General features: G+C 63.4%; 16 protein-coding genes. 7 read left to right on the top strand and 9 right to left on the bottom strand.

Features of this window, described 5'->3' with window-relative positions:
• Window positions 1–37: 37 nt before the first annotated feature.
• Together ACFQ6Y_RS20690 and ACFQ6Y_RS20685 are read right to left on the bottom strand one after the other, a co-directional pair.
• Window positions 38–271 carry a hypothetical protein gene (locus ACFQ6Y_RS20690; protein WP_378636601.1) on the bottom strand — a complete coding sequence of 78 codons (234 nt, stop codon included), beginning with the start codon at window positions 269–271 and terminating at the stop codon, window positions 38–40.
• Window positions 268–1,662 carry a PspC domain-containing protein gene (locus tag ACFQ6Y_RS20685; protein ID WP_378636597.1) on the bottom strand — a complete coding sequence of 465 codons (1,395 nt, stop codon included), beginning with the start codon at window positions 1,660–1,662 and terminating at the stop codon, window positions 268–270. The genes ACFQ6Y_RS20690 and ACFQ6Y_RS20685 overlap by 4 nt, the downstream gene beginning before the upstream one ends.
• 236 nt (window positions 1,663–1,898) lie before the next feature.
• On the opposite strand from ACFQ6Y_RS20685, the gene ACFQ6Y_RS20680 reads away from it, so the two are divergent.
• The 3 genes from ACFQ6Y_RS20680 to ACFQ6Y_RS20670 are packed head-to-tail and all read left to right on the top strand — an operon-like array spanning window position 1,899 to window position 5,339.
• A complete protein-coding gene (locus ACFQ6Y_RS20680; protein WP_378636807.1) occupies window positions 1,899–3,179 on the top strand; it encodes a PspC domain-containing protein in 1,281 nt (426 codons plus the stop codon).
• A complete protein-coding gene (locus ACFQ6Y_RS20675) occupies window positions 3,176–3,835 on the top strand; it encodes a response regulator transcription factor (RefSeq protein ID WP_003940972.1) in 660 nt (219 codons plus the stop codon). The genes ACFQ6Y_RS20680 and ACFQ6Y_RS20675 overlap by 4 nt, the downstream gene beginning before the upstream one ends.
• 49 nt (window positions 3,836–3,884) lie before the next feature.
• Complete coding sequence (locus ACFQ6Y_RS20670; RefSeq protein WP_378636594.1) at window positions 3,885–5,339, top strand: MFS transporter; 1,455 nt, start codon at window positions 3,885–3,887, stop codon at window positions 5,337–5,339.
• Here ACFQ6Y_RS20670 and ACFQ6Y_RS20665 read toward each other — a convergent pair.
• The 6 genes from ACFQ6Y_RS20665 to ACFQ6Y_RS20640 all read right to left on the bottom strand — a co-directional run bounded on the left by ACFQ6Y_RS20665 (window position 5,336) and on the right by ACFQ6Y_RS20640 (window position 10,915).
• Window positions 5,336–6,544: an MFS transporter gene (locus ACFQ6Y_RS20665; protein WP_378636589.1), complete on the bottom strand. Its 1,209-nt coding sequence runs from the start codon at window positions 6,542–6,544 to the stop codon at window positions 5,336–5,338. The genes ACFQ6Y_RS20670 and ACFQ6Y_RS20665 overlap by 4 nt on opposite strands.
• 189 nt (window positions 6,545–6,733) lie before the next feature.
• Window positions 6,734–8,128 carry a sensor histidine kinase gene (locus ACFQ6Y_RS20660; RefSeq protein WP_378636584.1) on the bottom strand — a complete coding sequence of 465 codons (1,395 nt, stop codon included), beginning with the start codon at window positions 8,126–8,128 and terminating at the stop codon, window positions 6,734–6,736.
• Window positions 8,125–8,823: a response regulator transcription factor gene (locus ACFQ6Y_RS20655; RefSeq protein WP_378534393.1), complete on the bottom strand. Its 699-nt coding sequence runs from the start codon at window positions 8,821–8,823 to the stop codon at window positions 8,125–8,127. The genes ACFQ6Y_RS20660 and ACFQ6Y_RS20655 overlap by 4 nt, the downstream gene beginning before the upstream one ends.
• Window positions 8,824–8,898: 75 nt before the next feature.
• Window positions 8,899–9,540 (bottom strand): phosphatase PAP2 family protein, encoded by a 642-nt coding sequence (locus ACFQ6Y_RS20650; RefSeq protein ID WP_378447780.1) that lies wholly within the window; start codon window positions 9,538–9,540, stop codon window positions 8,899–8,901.
• A gap of 2 nt (window positions 9,541–9,542) precedes the next feature.
• Complete coding sequence (locus ACFQ6Y_RS20645) at window positions 9,543–10,127, bottom strand: M15 family metallopeptidase (protein ID WP_378636575.1); 585 nt, start codon at window positions 10,125–10,127, stop codon at window positions 9,543–9,545.
• A gap of 110 nt (window positions 10,128–10,237) precedes the next feature.
• Window positions 10,238–10,915: a helix-turn-helix domain-containing protein gene (locus tag ACFQ6Y_RS20640; protein ID WP_283303251.1), complete on the bottom strand. Its 678-nt coding sequence runs from the start codon at window positions 10,913–10,915 to the stop codon at window positions 10,238–10,240.
• A 134-nt stretch (window positions 10,916–11,049) separates the two neighbouring features.
• Here ACFQ6Y_RS20640 and ACFQ6Y_RS20635 point away from each other — a divergent pair, with 134 nt between their 5' ends.
• The gene (locus ACFQ6Y_RS20635) at window positions 11,050–11,886 is read left to right on the top strand and encodes a class I SAM-dependent methyltransferase (protein ID WP_378636570.1); all 837 of its coding nucleotides are present in this window, start codon (window positions 11,050–11,052) and stop codon (window positions 11,884–11,886) included.
• Window positions 11,886–13,274, top strand: a complete 1,389-nt coding sequence (locus ACFQ6Y_RS20630; protein ID WP_378545315.1) for an FAD-binding oxidoreductase — start codon at window positions 11,886–11,888, stop codon at window positions 13,272–13,274. Before ACFQ6Y_RS20635 ends, ACFQ6Y_RS20630 begins: the two co-directional genes overlap by 1 nt.
• A 28-nt stretch (window positions 13,275–13,302) precedes the next feature.
• On the opposite strand, the gene ACFQ6Y_RS20625 is transcribed toward ACFQ6Y_RS20630, so the two are convergent.
• Complete coding sequence (locus ACFQ6Y_RS20625; RefSeq protein ID WP_378534382.1) at window positions 13,303–14,502, bottom strand: serine/threonine-protein kinase; 1,200 nt, start codon at window positions 14,500–14,502, stop codon at window positions 13,303–13,305.
• A 226-nt stretch (window positions 14,503–14,728) separates the two neighbouring features.
• On the opposite strand from ACFQ6Y_RS20625, the gene ACFQ6Y_RS20620 reads away from it, so the two are divergent.
• Window positions 14,729–15,604, top strand: a complete 876-nt coding sequence (locus ACFQ6Y_RS20620; RefSeq protein ID WP_378636566.1) for a hypothetical protein — start codon at window positions 14,729–14,731, stop codon at window positions 15,602–15,604.
• Window positions 15,601–17,154: a DNA polymerase Y family protein gene (locus ACFQ6Y_RS20615; RefSeq protein ID WP_378447773.1), complete on the top strand. Its 1,554-nt coding sequence runs from the start codon at window positions 15,601–15,603 to the stop codon at window positions 17,152–17,154. Before ACFQ6Y_RS20620 ends, ACFQ6Y_RS20615 begins: the two co-directional genes overlap by 4 nt.
• Window positions 17,155–17,203 lie beyond the last annotated feature (49 nt).

Genomic DNA, 17,203 nt, shown 5'->3' with positions numbered 1-17,203 from the left:
ATTAACCCCCCGCGGTTAATAAAGGCGCACAGCAGTTTTACTTGCGGTTCCGTCGATTCGGCAGGATCACCAGCAGTAATCCCGCCACGACGGCGGCACCGACGAACAGCCAACGGAATTGAATGTTCGCTGCCGGCGCCAGGGAGAACGGCCCGATCAGTGCCCACACACTGACCAACAGTGCGGCCAGTCCGGCGATCAGCAGAAGTGCTGAGGGGCGCTTGGATTCTCGGATCTCGTCCTGGTCTGTGGTCTCGTCGAAGTCGCTCATGATTGCGTCACCTTCAGGCTGCCGAACGTTGCTTTGGCGTTGATGGTCAGTGTGGGTGAATCCGGTGTCACATCACGGCCCGGGTGTATTCCGCCGTCGAGGCAACCTGATCCGTCACCCATGACGACGGTGCAGCTGTTCTTGACGTTGACGGTTGGTGGCACGATGACGGTGAACTCGCCGAACGACGCCGCGACGTCGATGGTCTTGTCCTCGGTGAACTTGACCCCGTTGAGGTCGAGAGTGAAGCTTCCGAAGGCTCCCGAGTACGACGGATCCAGCTCGGATGCTGTTGCCGGAGTCCACCTTTGCTCACCCGAGGCGTCGAACTCGATCGGGTAGACCAACGAGGCCAGCAGTACGAAACCCACGAGTGGTCCGGTGACGACCAACAGGCCGTATCCCTTTCGGAAGAAAGCCCCGAGAATCAGGCCCAGTGCGATGACAGCCAGTCCGACCGCACCGACCCGGCCGGGAGTGAACCAGTCGTTGCCGGTTGCCGCGCCCGCCGCCCCGGTGACGGCAGCGACGATGATCGCGAGTCCGAGCACTGTCAGCGTCCAACGCGAGCGACGCTTACGTGGTGGCAAAGGCAGCAGCGGCGTGGCCTTGACTGCGGGATCCGGAAGATCCCAGGCGAACGGTGCAACGCCGAGTGGATCCCAGGAGGGCGGTGTGATGGCGGCTTCGCCGATCACCTCGGTCGGATTGGTCGTGGCCGAAGATCCCGGGTCCTTGGAGAGGTTGATCGTCGGATGATCGGCTTGGGATTGCGGTGACTGCTGTGACTGCTCGGCCGGTCGTTCCTCGGGCACGTAGCTGTCGGGAAGTTTGGTGTACGGCGTGTACATGGGCGGCTGATTGGGTGCGAAGTATCCGGGAGTGAACGGCCCGGGCGTGAATCCCGTGCCTGGATACGCGGTACCCGCGCCGACGTACGGTGACGTGCTCTGTGGCAGTGCAGGCGGGACCGGCGCTCGTTGGTAGAGCAGCCACAGGCCTCCGACCATCAGAATCAGCCCGATCAGACCGGAACCACCCAGGCCGACGCCGACAGGCCCGACGGTCGTAGCCGCGATGGCGAGAGCCACCAACAAGACGATGGTCTTGGTACTGGAATCGGAGCTGTGTCCGCGGCCCATCAACGACTGTGCGGGGGACGATCCGTCACCGGCGCGGGCGAGCACCAACCACCCGGCGAGGTAGAGAAGGATGCCTGAGCCGCCGAAAATGGTGGAGGCCACAAACGCGACACGTACCAGAATGGGGTCGATGCCGTACCGGTATCCGATTCCGGCGCATACCCCGGCCACGTGACCTTGTGCCGGCAGACGCACGGGGCGGGTCCGCCACAGATCCTGGATCTGTTCTTGGAAAGTCGGATTGTTCATGAATCAATCCTGGCTTCCGGGGCGGCCTCCGCGCATCAGGGCCAACCCTGATCTTTGTGACGATCGGGGCCAGGGGCGCCGCCCTGATTCAGGGTTGGACCCTGATGTGAGTCCGAGTGGTTCGTGCCAGTATCGACTATGTGCAATATCTGTCAGATCCGCCGTTCGTGAGCGGTCCCGCTCCCGGGTTTACGGGAGGCCCGCCCGTCAACGGGGTACCGGTGCATGCCGTACCCATGAAGAAGGGTGTGCCCATCCCGGGCGGTGTTCCATTGCGAAAGCTGGAGCGGCGCACCGGCGGTCGCATCGTCGCCGGTGTTGCAGGCGGTATCGCCGATCATCTCGGGATCGACGTTCTGAAGGTTCGAGTCGCCTTCGCGATTCTGGCGGCGATGGCCGGATCCGGCATCGTGATTTACGGCGCCCTCTGGATCTTCACCTCAGCCGGCACGGACACCCAGAAGCCGTCCGCGGCCGAGCGGCAGCGGGCGTACGGCTTGATCGCACTCGGATTGGGCGGCGCAGCCGCGTTGTCCTGGCTGTTCAGCGGCACGGCGGGTTCGGTGCTCGCACCGTTCTTCGTCGTCGCGATCGGTGCCGCTTTGGTGTGGCGCGAGTTCGACTCCGACGGTCCCCGGACCGTCATCGGCTTGCCGCAGCGGCCTACCGTTCTCACGTGGGCGCGGGTGGTCGGGGGAGCGACCTTGATCATCTTGGGTCTCGGCGTCGTTGTCCTCGCTCAGGTCGACCTCGAAGCACTGCGTTCGTCCCTGCTGGCCGTGGTGGTGACGCTGATCGGTGTCGGTTTGTTGACGGTGCCGCTGTGGCTGCGGATGTGGCGGGCTCTCGGCGCCGAGCGTGCGGCCCGAATTCGCAACGACGAACGTGAAGAGATCGCCTCGCATCTGCACGACTCCGTGCTTCAGACTTTGGCGCTGATTCAGAAGCAGTCCGACAATCCGCAAGAGGTGGCGCGCCTGGCCCGTGGTCAGGAACGCGAGCTGCGCAAGTGGTTGTTCAGCGGTGGCGATATCGATCACACGAGTTTGACGGAAGGCCTGAAGATCATCGCCGGCGAAGTGGAAGACCAACACGGTGTCACGGTCCGCCCCGTCACTGTCGGCGACGTGCAACTCGAAGGCGAGGGCGTCGAGAACGGTCTGCCCAAGGAGGCGTTCACCGCGCTCCTCGGTGCGACGCGCGAAGCTCTCGTCAACTCCGCAAAGCACTCGGGGGAGAAGGAAATCAATCTGTTCGCCGAGGTCGAGGGCGACCAAGTCAGTGTGTTCGTGCGTGATCGCGGCGTCGGATTCGACGTCAATGCTGTGCCGGAGGATCGTCAGGGGTTGGCCAAGTCGATTCGTGGTCGCATCGAACGTCGAGGTGGCCGGGTGGTGGTTCGGTCCGACATCGGAAAGGGCACGGAGATCCGCGTGCACATGCCGCTCGGTGACTCTGCTCTAAAGTGGGACGAGACTGCTGACCGTGTCGACAACCCCGAGGAACAGCCCCAGTGACTTCGCTTGCGCCGCCCCCGTACCGCGTATTTCTTGTCGACGATCATGCAGTGTTCCGCTCCGGGGTGAGGGCGGAACTCTCGCGCGAAGCAGACATGGACGTCGTCGGTGAGGCCGGCGGCGTCGCGGAGGCAATCGCGGGTATCAACTCGACGAAGCCGCACGTCGTTCTCCTCGACGTCCACATGCCTGACGGTGGTGGAGTGGCAGTTCTGCGGGGAATCGATTCCGGTCCGGTGTGCTTGGCGCTCAGCGTTTCCGACGCGGCCGAAGACGTGATAGCGGTGATCCGCGGTGGTGCTCGCGGGTACGTGACCAAGACGATCTCGGGATCCGAACTTGCCGAGGGCGTGCGACGCGTTGCCGGTGGTGACGCAGTATTCGGGCCGCGCCTGGCAGGCTTCGTACTGGACTCCTTCACCGGACGTTCCAATGCGCCGGAGCCGCAACTCGATCCGGAACTCGACTCGCTGACCCCGCGCGAACTCGAGGTATTGCGCTTGCTGGCGCGTGGGTACACCTACCGTGAAATCGCCGAGGACCTGGTGATTTCCGTGAAGACCGTCGAGACTCACGCGTCGAATGTCCTGCGAAAAACTCAGCAGTCCAATCGCAATGCGCTGACGCGTTGGGCACATCGCCGCCAGATCGACTGAATTTCCGCGCGCTCTTTCGCGATTGCGTGTGAAGGCGCACCATGGACCGATGACGGAACCACTGGCGCTCGCGTCGAGACGTGGGCGTTGGGTTGTCGCCGCTACCGTTCTCGGCTCGAGCATGGCTCTCCTCGACGGCACCGTCGTCAACATTGCTCTGCCGCATATCGGTGAAGAATTAGGTTCCGGTGTCGCCGGACTGCAGTGGACTCTCAGCGGTTACACCTTGGCGTTGGCGTCACTGATCCTGCTCGGGGGAGCCCTCGGAGATCGTTGGGGTCGGCGACGGGTATTCGTGTGGGGGACGGTCTGGTTCGCGGTCGCGTCGTTGCTCTGCGGAATTGCACCTGACATCACGTTTCTGGTGATTGCACGGATCCTGCAGGGCGTGGGGGCGGCGCTGTTGACGCCTGGCAGCCTTGCCATCATCTCCGCGTCACTTCGTGAAGAGGACCGCGGCGCAGCCATCGGATTGTGGTCGGGTTTAGGTGGTGTTGCCGGCGCCATCGGACCGCTTTTCGGTGGTTGGCTGGTGGAAGTGGCGGGGTGGCGGTCGGTGTTCCTCCTCAACATTCCGCTGGCGGTCGTCGTGGTGTGGGCAGCGGTGCGCCACGTGCCGGAGAGCCGGGATCCGAATCCACCCGAGCATCTGGATGTGGTCGGATCCGTCTGCGCAGTAGTCGGTCTCGGCGCGCTGACGTACGGGCTGATCGAGGTCAACCTGATAGTCGGTCTGATCGGAATGATCGCTCTGTGCCTGTTCGTCGTGGTGGAACGACGCTCACCGAGCGCCTTGGTGCCGCCGTCACTGTTCCGCTCGAGGATGTTCGTCGCAGCTAATTTGGTGACACTTGCGGTCTATGCGGCGCTTGGCGGTGTGTTCTTCCTGCTTGTGCTGCAACTGCAATTGGTTGCCGGGTACTCGCCGGTGGCGGCCGGTGTCGCGACCGTGCCGATCACCTTGGCGCTCTTGCTGTTGTCGTCGAGAGCGGGAAGCTACGCCCAGACCCACGGACCACGATTGCCGATGACGGTCGGACCGGCAGTTGCCGCGGTGGGGTTGGTGCTGATGACGCGTATCGGGCCGGAAGCGTCGTACCTGACCGTCGTGTTGCCGGGAGTTCTGGTGTTCGGGCTCGGCCTGGCGGTGATGGTGGCCCCGTTGACTGCCGCGGTGCTCGGCTCGGTGCCGGTGGAGCAGTCGGGAATTGCGTCCGGTGTGAACAATGCCGTTGCCCGCACGAGCCAACTTCTTGCCGTTGCGGCCTTGCCTGCGCTCGTGGGTATCGACGCCGAGAGTCTGGTCGATCCGACGAATTTCTCCGACGGATTCCGGTACGCGATGTACATCTGCGTGGCGCTGCTGTTGGTCGGTGCGGTGATTGCCGCAACGCTGATCCGAACTCCGACAGTAGAGCCGGTTCAGGAAGCGGATTCGGTTGCCTGCAAGCCGCATTGTGATCTGACGGGACCTGCAGTGCAACCGAATCCGATGAGGGACTAGACGCTGATGTCGCGATCTCGGCTGGGCACCAAGGGGATTGCGGCGGCTGGAAACGCTGCGACTATCGCGAAGGCGACCGGGTAGCCGACCGCGCCGATCAGCGCACCGACCACCGGGCCCACTGCTGACGCGGCGATGAACTGGCCGGTGTTCTGTGCGCCCAACGCTTTTCCTTGCCATTTCGGCCCGGCAGCTTCGGCGACGGATGTGAACGCCAACCCGTTGTCGGCGACGCTGACGGTAGTTGCCAACAGCAGGATCAATGCCGGAACGCCCCATGGCGCTGCGTCGGCTGCTGCCATTGCCAACATGACCGCAGATGCAGAAACCGCTACCAACCGCAGCGGGCCTACTCTGCTTCCGGCGCGATCACTCCAGATGCCGACAACGATGCGTCCGAGCGCACCCACGAACTGGGAGACCCCGATCAGGAGACCAGCGGGCGCAGCGTCCCATCCTTGCTCGCTGATCAGCCAGACCAGACCGAATGTCGAGAGGGTGAACTGCGGAAACACCAGCAGTGCCGAGACGACGTGAATGCGCCAGAGGAACCAGTTCGAGCGATACGGGTTGACCGATTCGACCGGGATATCTGTGGGCCGCGCCGCCGGTCGCGGGGGATTGATCAATGCGACGGCGCAGATCAGGGCGAGAACGCCGTTGAGAGCTACCGACAATCCGACGGCCGAACCGATTCCGACGTTCGCAGCAAGAGTCGGGATGGTCAGCGACGCAATGGTCACGCCCAGGGGCTGTGACATCTGCCGGATTCCCATCGCGAGGCCGCGCCGGTCCTTGGGAAACCAGCCGACCACAACACGTCCACTGGCAGCGTTGGTGCTCGCCGCAGCCATTCCGCCGAGTAGAAATGCGATCCCGAGGAGTGTGTAGTTGTCGGTGGTGGTCGCGGCCAGCGCGGCGATCGCCGTCAGGCCGAGCCCGATGGAGATGACCCATTTCTCGCCGAATCTGTCAGCCATCGCTCCCCACGCCACCAGCGTGAGAACCATGCCGAAAGTGGGTGCAGCGGCCAGGGTTCCGGCCTGCGTCAACGAGAGACCGTGCTCGGAATGCAGCAGCGGGATCAGGAAGGCCGGGGTGCTGACGAAGACGGTGCCTGCTGCCTGGGCCGCGACGCCGATTCCGAGCATCGTCCATGCCTTCGGGGAGACGGCAGTCTTTTCCAACCGCGACGCCTGCGTCATGGTGCCCTCCGATTTCTGCGCTGTTCGACGGTGCCCAGGCTACGCGCGCAGTTTCACATGTTGAAACTTGAATCCCATTATTTGGTCATATCTCGGCGGTGCTGGGTTGCGACAGCCCACCCCTTTTCGAGCGAACGGTACGACGATCGCCTTGGGTGCGCTGAAAGGTACGTTCGCTCGGGGAGGGGGTCAGCGATTGGGCAGGCGAACCGTGAAGACCGTGCGCCCGTCCACCTGGTCGACGCCGATGGTGCCGCCGTGCAAGTGCACGTTCTCGACGGCGAGCGAGAGTCCGAGTCCGCTGCCCTCACTGCGTCCGCGCGCGGTGTCGACCTTGTAGAACCGCCGAAAGATCGCCTGTCGATCTTCCGGTGAGATGCCGGGGCCGTGGTCGACGACGGTGATGACGGAGAAACCGGGTTCGACGCTCAACTCGACGCGAACCGGGGGTGCTCCGTGGCGCAGTGCATTACCGACGAGGTTGGCGACGACGATGTCGATTCGACGCGAATCCACTCTGGCACTGACATTTTCAAGCGCACGGAGTTCGACGGTTTCGATCCAACCTCGGCTCTCGAGTGTGCGCTCGGTCAATTCGACGAGGTCGACGTCGTCGAGGACGAGGTGCGCCTGCTGAGAGTCGTGGCGAGACATTTCGATGAGGTCTTCGACAAGTCGAGTGAGCTTGCCGATCTCACTGCTCACGATGCGCGCGGCAGCGGCGGCGTCGGGCGGAAGATTGGGGATCTCTTCACGGAGAATTTCGCTGACCGGCACGAGTGCTGCGAGCGGCGTCCGGAGCTCGTGGGAGACGTCGGCGACAAACCTTCTCGACTGCTCTTCCGATTCTTCCAGGCCTCGGATGACCGCTTCGTTGCGAGCGACCATGTTGTTGAACGTTGTTGTGACCTGGGCGAGTTCGGCTACTCCGTCTTCGGGGAGCCGGACGCTCAGGTCGCCGTCGGCGGCGCGTGCGGCGGCCTCGTCCAGGCGTTTGAGCGGACGGACCAGCGTCGACGCGATCCAGAGTCCGAGCAGACCGCTCACCAGCACACCCGCCGCGAGGGTGAGACCGACTGCTCGAAGTAGGTCGTCGAACTTGTCCTGCACCCCTACCAGCGGCCGGATGGTAACGGCTTTGACCAGTGTCTCGTTGTCGTAGCCGTCGTCTGCGCTCATGTCCACGACATTGACGGACATTCCCAACATGATGCGCTGTGAGTCGAGTCTCTCGAAGCGGATCAGTTTGGGACTGTCCAAACCGTCCTCGAAGCTGGGCGGGATGGTCGCCGCATCCACAGTTCCTTGACGGATGACTTCGCCGTCGGCGATCAGTGTCATGTCGGATTGGAAAATCTGTTCGAGGTTGGCAGGTGTCAACTCGTCTACCGGCACTCCGTTGCTGTACTGCAGTTCGTCGCGAAATTGTGCTGTTGCGACGTCCTGAGCGTTGGAATAGATCCACGACCGCGCCATGAACGAGACGACGCCTGCGGTTGCCCCGGCGATGATCACGACGATTGCGATGAACACGAGCACGAGCCTGGTCCGCAGACCGTCGACCTGAAGCCAGGGCGGTCTCATCGAGCTGAGCTGGTGTTGAAGCGATACCCGAACCCGCGCACCGTTTCGATGACGGTCGGTGCGGCCGGGTCGTCCTCGATCTTTCCGCGCAGTCGCTGCACCGCTGCATCGACGATTCGGGAATCGCCCAGGTACTCCTGGTCCCAGGCTGCGGACAACAACTGCCTGCGGCTGAGGACCTGTCCGGGGTTCTCGGTCAGCGCCAGTATCAGTCGGAGTTCGGTCGGGGTCAGGGTCAGCAGCGTCCCGGCCTTGCGCACCTGCAATGACGACCGATCCAATTCCAGGTCGCCGAACGTCTCTGCACCCGGCGCCACATCTGGACGCGTCGTTGCGGGTGCCGAACGGCGGACGACGGCTTTGATCCGAGCGTCGAGGACACGCGGACTGGCCGGTTTGACGACGTAGTCGTCGGCACCGGCTTCCAGACCGGCAACGGTGTCGATGTCGTCGGATCGAGCGGTCAGAATGATGATCGGGATCGAACTTCGGGTGCGGATACGTCGGCAGATCTCGTAACCGTCGGCCCCCGGCAACCCGAGGTCGAGGAGGACGAGGTCGGTGGCGCCCAGGGCGTCGTCGAAATCGCCGTTACCGTCGGGGCGATGGCTGACGTTGTGCCCGAGTCGGTTCAGTCCCAACGTGATTGCCTCGGCCACGGCTGGATCGTCTTCTATGAAAAGAATGCTCACCATGAGCTCACCTTGGACTCGCCATGATCAGGGGCCTTCTGCGGTCGGAGGAATCTCGGTCAGCCAAGGGTACAGGGATCACACTCGCGAGAGTCGCTCGTTGCCTGAGTCTGCCAGTACCGCATGCCGGGCGACGCTTGTGTTCAACGGAAATGCCGACACAGCAAGGGTGTAGCAGCCGACGAGCAGTAGTGCACCGATCACGTCGCTCGGGCGGTGCCATTGCAGCACGACCACAGAGATCGCGGTTCCGATGGTGACCAACGCACCGTTGACCGCAACGACCGCCCGCCACCTCGAGGGTGTGACGATCACGATCGCGCAGACCAGAGCAGCGATGGCCGTCAAAGTGCCGCTGGGAAAGGAATTGTGCATCACCAGACCGTTCAGGTCCGGTCGATCCAACGATTGTTTGAGAACCCAGGCCGTCGTGATGGGACCGAGGGTCACGACGACGACGCGTAAAGCTAGCGCAATCGGGTTGTTGCGCAATGTGATCATGAGCGCCACGAGCACTCCTCCCACTATCAGTATCGGGGTGACGAGGCCGATGAATTCGGCGGAGAACACACTGAGGCGTTCGGAGGTGGCCGCGCCCACCATGAGTTGTTGGTCGACGATCTGACCACCGGTAGTGTTGACCGCCAATTCGAATTCGACGACTCCGAGAATCAAGAGTGCCAGTGCGGCAATCAGTCTCGCTGGTTTGACTCGTGTCATGATCAGCCTTCCGCTCTCTCGTCCGAAGGGTTGCTCAGCTGGGGCGGACATTCCCCGCCGGGAGTGGTTGCCAATTCGAAATGCCACATCTCGTTCGCATAGGTCTGGCAGAGGCCGTAATCGCTGCCGTGCTGTATGAGCCAGTCGTCGGCGTCTGTCGGTCCGATGTCGACGGCCAGCCCGCTGACATGCTTCGACAGACTCGGGGAGTGCACCCACTTGGACGCTTCGTCCACGCTGCCGTACTTGAAGACGGCTTCGTCGAACAGTCGCTGTTGGTATGCCGCGGACCGCCAACCCGACGTGACGTGCATGTCCACTCCGGACGCCTGTGCGTCGGCCGCTGCCGACTGCAGCGCCGCGAGCAGTGCGGTATCGAGACGGGCCAGCGCGGGCACATGAGTGTCCTGCAAGCTGATGCCGTCTTCGATCTCGCCGCCTGAAGGTCCTGAATCAGGCTGAGTGGCAAGGTAGTTACCGCTCTTCGGCTGTGCTTCTTCTGTGTACGAGCACGCGCTGAGCGTGACCGCACCGAGCACGACTGCACCGAGGGCGACGAAGCGGATGATTCCGCGGTGGCTGGGCATGTATCAGAGACTGCTCGGTCAGTGTCACCGGCAGATGGTCACCGTTCGTCGGCGGTGTCACGGTCTGCAACAGCTCTGTAACAGGACGGAACGGGGCTGGTGAGCGTGCGCTATGCGGGGCGCGGGATCGATGCGAAAGTCGAGAGTTCGAACCACGAAGGCAAGCTACGACGCAACGCTGTCGGCCCCGAAATGGTGACATCACCGGACCGTATGGCGTCCGACCAGGTCAGGTTACCGCGCCAGATCTCGGTCATCGGTCGCAAGCCAGCAGAGACCGACACCGCAACGTCGAAACCTGGATCGATATCGCACATGTCCACCTCGCCGGAATTGATGACGAGCCACCAGTTCCGCGAATGTCCACGCACTCCGGAGAACGCGAAGTGCACCACGGTCTTGCCGTCGGGCACCACGGAATGATCCACCCGGCGATGCATGTCCCACAGCAGCAGTTTCGGATCCAGATCTTCGTCGCCGAGCTCGCCGATCCATCTGGTGCCCCAGATGCCGAGAGCTTCGACCACGGGACGCAGTTCACGGCCGGCGTCGGTCAGACGATAGCTGACGACGCAGTCGGTTTCTTCTCGCTCCACGATGCCGGCGACCGCGAGCTGGTGAAGCCGGGTCGAGAGCAGTGTCGGCGACATTCGCGGAAGCCCGCGGCGGAGATCGTTGAAATGCTCGCTTCCCATGATCAGTTCGCGGAGGAGAAGCAGTGTCCACCGCTCGTCGAGTAGCTCCATCGCCTTGGCGACGGGGCAGAACTGGTGGTACGAGGACCCCATCTCTCGATCGTAGGCCTCCGGGGTGCTCCGGTACAGATTTCGTACTGGAGAGGTGCGAACCGTCGTCGTAGCGTCGAAGTAACGGCATCAACTTTGTTGGTTCGGAGTACGAAAAATATTGAAGGAGAACGGTAATGAGTGGATCAACGGGAACGCTCGGGCTGGACCGGGAGCTGAAGGCGAAGCACCGGGCAATGTGGGGTCTCGGTAACTATCCGGCGGTAGCGGCGCAGGTCATCGCGGAACTCGGACCTGTATTGGTACGTGAATGCGGCGTGCAGAAAGGAGATCGGGTGCTCGACGTCGCGGCGGGGTCGGGCAATGCGGCGATCCCGGCGGCCGCGCTGGGTGCACATGTGATCGCCACCGACCTGGCTCCCGAACTATTCGTGGCAGGAAAGGAGGCCGCGGCGCTCGCGGGTGTCGAACTCGATTGGCAGGAGGCCGATGCCGAGGCTCTTCCCTTCGGCGACAACGAGTTCGACGTGGTGCTCTCGTGCGTCGGCGTGATGTTTGCCCCGCACCATCAGCGTGCCGCGGACGAACTTCTGCGAGTATGCCGATCCGGCGGAAAGATCGGAGTGCTGAGTTGGACTCCGACGGGATTCATCGGCGAGATGTTCAAAACGATGAAGCCGTATGCGCCGCCGCCACCGCCCGGCACCCAACCGGCGCCGTTGTGGGGCGACGAGAACCATGTTCGTGATCTGCTCGGTGATGTCGACGCCAGGACAGACGTACTGCGTGTGGAGACATTCAGCGGACCGGAAGATTTCCGTGATTTCTTCAAGAAGAATTACGGGCCGACCATCGCGGTGTACCGGAACATCGGCGACGATCCTGACCGAGCGCAGGCACTGGACCGAGATCTGCTCGAGTTGGCGAAAAAGTACGGCACCGGAAGTGAGCCGTTCGTGATGGAGTGGGAGTACCTGCTTCTCACCGCGACACCCGATAAGGGCGGTGCGTGATGACGACAGTCGAGTTCGCGCCGCTGAAATCGGCGATCACAGGTTCTGTGTTCGGTCCCCGAGATCCGGAGTACGACGACGCCAGGTCGATCTGGAACGGGCAGATCGACCATCGGCCGGCGGTGATCGCCCGGTGCCGGTCGGCGTCGGATGTGTCTGTGGCACTTGCATTTGCCAGAGCCCATTCATTGGAGGTTTCGGTCAGAGGTGGCGGGCATTCCTACCGCGGCACATCGGTGTGCGAAGGCGGTGTGATGATCGATCTCAGCGCGATCAACGTGGTAACCGTCGCCCCGTCCGCGAAGCGAGCCAGGGTCGGCGGTGGTGCGACGATTGCCGACCTCGACGCCGCGACGCAGGAACACGGATTGGCAGTGACCGGTGGAGTGATCAGTGATACCGGCGTCGGTGGCCTGACGCTCGGTGGCGGCATGGGGTGGCTGACCCGCACGCTCGGCCTGGCGATCGACAATCTGGTGTCGGCGGAGGTGGTGCTTGCCGACGGTTCGATCGTGCGAGCCTCCGAGGACGATCACAGCGACTTGTTCTGGGCTCTGCGCGGCGGCGGCGGAAACTTCGGAGTGGTCACCGAGTTCGAGTACCGTCTGAGCGAGATCGGTCCGGAAGTGCATCTGGGACTGTTCTTCTGGGGAATGGAGGACGGACCCGCAGCGCTTCGTCTGTGCCGCGAAGTGGTGCCTGCCCTGCCGAGAAATGCGGGAGCGATGGTTGCCGTCAGTTTGTCCGCGCCGCCGGCACCGTTTGTCCCGGATCAGTTTCACCTGCTACCCGGATACGCGTTGCTGGTAGCCGGTTTCGGATCGGAAGAGGAACACTCTAATGCGATTGCGCCGATCCGAGAGGGCGTGCCGACGCTGTTCGAGTTCGTCACCCCGCTCCCGTACACCGGTTTGCAATCGATGCTCGACGACTCGGAACCGTGGGGTGCGTACGCCTATGAGAAGGCTTTGGACCTGGTGGATTTCTCCGACGACGTGATCGATGTTCTGACCGAGCAAGCGGGCAAGAAATCGTCGCCGATGTCCTTCATGCCGATCTTTCCGCTGCAGGGAGCTTTCACTTCCGTCGGCGAGGACGAGACTGCGTTCGGTGGTTCTCGCACACCACATTACGTGTGCAACATGACGGCTACGGCCACCGATGCCGGAACGCTAGAGTTGGACCGATCGTGGGTGCGTGAGACCTGGGAAGCCTTGCGTCCGTTCTCGTCCAATCAAGGCGGGTACGTCAACTTCATGACCGATGTCGACGAGGACCGAGTGCGAGCCTCCTACGGCGCGGCGAAGTATGCGCGATTGTCCGCAGTCAAGGCGAAGTACGACCCGGACAACGTGTTTCACCTCAACGCAAATATTCTGCCCGCGTAAGGCGTCCAAATCAGAGTGCGAACACCAGTCAGACCGTGAATACCAGGATGACGACGATCAGCGCGGCCAAGATGATGACGGCAATCATGCCGGTCATGGCGAGGGGAGCCCAGGCCACTACCTTGTCACGGGTGCTGGCATCGGCGGGCCCGGTCGGTATTCGCGGCGGCCAGGAGAACATGTCCATCGGACTGGGAACGTTCCGCAGTGGCGTGTTCTGTTGCACTGCTGGAAGTCCGGTGATCGTGGATCCGGTCAAGCGATTGCGGCGGTGTGGGTCGGCAAGTTGTGTGGTCCGGTGAGCCCAGGCCGGTACGGCGCCCTCGGACGAGTAGACGGGAGCGTCGATCAGCTGCTCGATCGTGCCACCGCCCGTCGCGGCTGCAGCGAGAGCGTCGCGTGCCTGAGCCATTGTCGGCCGTCGGATGGGGTCCGGCTCGAGGAGTTGAAGGAGAACGTCGGTGAGCGGTCCGGACTTGGTGGGTCGGTAGATCTCGGCCTTGGCAACACGATGCAGTAGGGCGATGGCGTCCGAGTCGATACCGAAGGGCGGTTGACCCTCGATCACCGTGTAGAGCGTCGACCCGAGTGAGAAGACGTCACTGGCCTCGGTGGGGTCGTCGCCGCGGGCAACTTCGGGTGCGAAGTACGCGGGAGTGCCGGTGATGACTTCGTCCTGGGTGTCGGACACGTCGCTCTTTGCACGGGCGATGCCGAAGTCGCTGATCTTGACGGTGCCGAGGGACTTGCCTCGGTCTGCGATCAGGATGTTGCCGGGTTTGATGTCGCGGTGGACGATGCCTGCGGCGTGCGCTTCGGTGAGTGCCGCAGCGATCTGCGCGCCGATCTGCGCGACTTCGAGTGGTGGCAACGTGTCGGCCAGGTTCATGGCCTGGGCGAGGCTGCGAGCCGGGAAGTACTCCATGACCAACCAGGGTTCGCCGGACTCGATCGCGACGTCGTACATGGCGATGGAGTGGGGATGGGTGAGCTTTGCGGCGTTCCTGCCCTCGCGCAATGTGCGTTCGCGGACCTCTTCGGCCGTTTCGGTGTCGAGGCCTTCCGTACTTGTGACCTGTTTCACCGCGACGTCACGGCTGAGGAGGGTGTCGCGGGCCAGCCAGACGGCGCCCATCCCTCCGTCGCCAATCTTGGAGCGGAGTCGGTACCGCCCCGCCAGCAGGTATTCGGGCCCGATGCCCCTCCCGGTCTGCTCCTGAGCTGTCACATCTCAAGGTTAATGGATTGATGCCACTGTGACGCTCGAGGCTCCTGTGAACTGGGTTTTTGGCTCTGCTTGACGTGTCGGGGGTGACACGGTTTACTGAAAACAGTTCGAAAATATGTTCGAAATTGCTGTTCGTTGGATGCATGTCAAACCCGACTTCCCCGCGGTTTGCCGGCTGGTTATGGATTGCTACCAGTGAGTTTTTCCGGTGTTCCGGAGGATGGGGATGACCGAGGTGACCGAGTTGGTAGAGCTGTCGGCAGATGCGGCGGGGTTGTCCCGTCAGGATCGGCTGGCACAGCTCCGCCGACAGATCGCGTCCATTCCGTCTCGGGGCGATACGTCGTTTTCGGGACCGAGTGTTTCCGTGGCTGGTGTTTCCGGGACAAGTGCAGCAGCCTTCGAGAGTGTTGCCGACCGGGACATACCGGTCGTGGACCGCGCGCACAAGGCTGGTGTTCTCCCAGTGCCGGAAGGTATCGGGGCATTGCTACCGCAGGGCGGTTTGGTGCGCGGAACCGTGGTGTCCGTCGAGGGCGCTGCTTCCTTGCTTTTGGGATTGGTCGCGTCGGTGACGGCGTCCGGAGGGCATGTTGCAGTCATCGGGCAGCCTCGACTGGGATTGCTGGCGGCGTACGAGATGGGTGCGCAACTGGAACGTCTGGCACTCATTCCGGCGCCTGGGCCGGATCCGGTCGAGATCGCCGCTGTGCTGCTCGACGGTATGGATCTGGTGATTCTGGGGTTGGCGGGTGCATCGGTATCCCCGTCGCGTGCGCGAGCGGTGGTGGCGCGCGCCCGGAGCAAGGGCTCGACTCTTGTTGTCACCGAAGGTCACTGGGACGGAGCCGAAGTTCGGTTGGACGCTCGGGTCCATGGTTACGGTGGGTTCGGTCAGGGCCGGGAGTTGGGGCGTGGTCGGCTCAGTTCCCTGAGCCTCGCGGTTCGTGCACGGGGGCGCTCGTTCCAGCCCCGGACCACGCGCCTGGACATCTGCAGTGCAGCCGGCCGGGTCGAGTGGGTGCCTTCCCAGCCGGTGGAGACTGTGTCGGAGCAGGTGGTGTCGGAGCAAGTGGTGGCGTCGCAGGTGGTGTCACTGTGAGCAGAGTTCTGGCGTTGTGGTGCCCGGACTGGCCGGCGGTGGCAGCGGCAGCACTTGCCGATCTTCCGGCAACACATCCCGTCGCGGTCACCTCGGGTAATCGGGTGATCGCATGTTCGGCGACGGCCCGCGCGGAGGGAGTTCGCCGAGGCTTGCGTCGACGCGAGTCGCAGGCCCGCTGCCCGGAACTGTATGTGGCGACGGCAGATCCGGAACGCGACGCCAGATTGTTCGAGCCGGTCGCCGCGGCCATCGATGCGGTGGCACCGGGCGTCGAGGTACTCCGTCCCGGTTTGTTGGTGCTCAGTGCGCGAGGTGTCAGTCGGTACTTCGGTTCGGAGGAAGCTGCGGCGGAACGATTGGTGGATCAGGCATCTGCTGCGGGCGTCGAGAGTCAGGTGGGTGTGGCGGATCAGCTGTCCACGGCGGTCATTGCCGCACGCCGGGCAGCGCTGGTGCCGCCGGGGGAGGGAGCACGGTTTCTGGCGCCCCTACCCATGCCGGAGTTGGCGGCCGAGCCCAGCCTCTCTGCGCCGCATCGCGGAGAGTTGGTCGATCTGCTGCGCCGACTCGGGATCAGAACCATCGGTGCTTTCGCAGATCTACCGGCAGTGGACGTCGCTTCGCGTTTCGGTGCCGATGCGGTGCTCGCGCATCGTGCCGCGCGTGGTGAACCCGAGCGGCCACCGTCGGCGCGGACGCTTCCGCCGGACCTGGAAGTGGAGCAGCATTACGATCCGTCGATCGAGCGTGTGGATGCCGCAGCGTTTGCCGGGCGTGCCTTGGCAAGTCTGCTGCACGACAAGCTGTCTGCTGCCGCGGTGGCGTGTACGCGTCTGTCGATTTCGGCCAGCACGGGCAACGGTGAAAATCTTTCTCGGACTTGGCGTTGCGCCGAACCTCTGACGCCGGAGGGAACGGCCGATCGAGTGCGTTGGCAACTGGACGGCTGGCTCACCGGGCGCAGTGAGACCCGGCCGACTGCAGGCATAGCGGTGTTGCGTCTGGAACCGGTGGAGGTGGTCAGTGCCGGTGCCTTGCAGTTGGGACTGTGGGGCGGGGTCGGCGACGAGGAGGAGCGGGCCAGGCGAGCATTGGTGCGCGTGCAAGGTCTTCTGGGCGGCGAATCGGTTCAGGTCGGTGTCCTGAGCGGTGGTCGAGGACCCTCGGAGCGAATTACCCTGTTGCCCTTGGGAGACGAGCGGGTAGCTGCCCATGATCCGACAGCCCCGTGGCCTGGTCGTCTGCCGCAGCCCTCTCCGGGGTCGATCTTCGTCGACAACCCCAAGGTATGGCTGGGGGATATGGCCGGCAATGCCGTGTACGTCACCGAGCGCGGAGTCTTCAGTTCGCAGCCGGGAAGGCTGAAGTGGGGGAGCAAGGAATGGGCAGTGCAGGGATGGGCCGGGCCATGGCCGGTAGACGAGCGATGGTGGGACGCTGCCTCGGCGCGCACGGCGGCGCGGGCTCAGGTTCTGCTGGAGGAATCGCGGGCGCTGCTGATGATCTGTGAAGGCGGTGGATGGTCGGTGGAGGGTGTGTACGAATGAGTTCACAGGTACAGCCAGCTGTACCGGACATGGTCGAGTCGGCTGTACG

This window comes from Rhodococcus sp. NPDC056516 (assembly GCF_042794655.1).
In the GTDB taxonomy this organism is placed as follows: Bacteria; Actinomycetota; Actinomycetes; order Mycobacteriales; family Mycobacteriaceae; genus Rhodococcus_F.
Note: the sequence above shows the minus strand (reverse complement) of the source record. Positions and strands in the feature narration are given on the sequence as shown.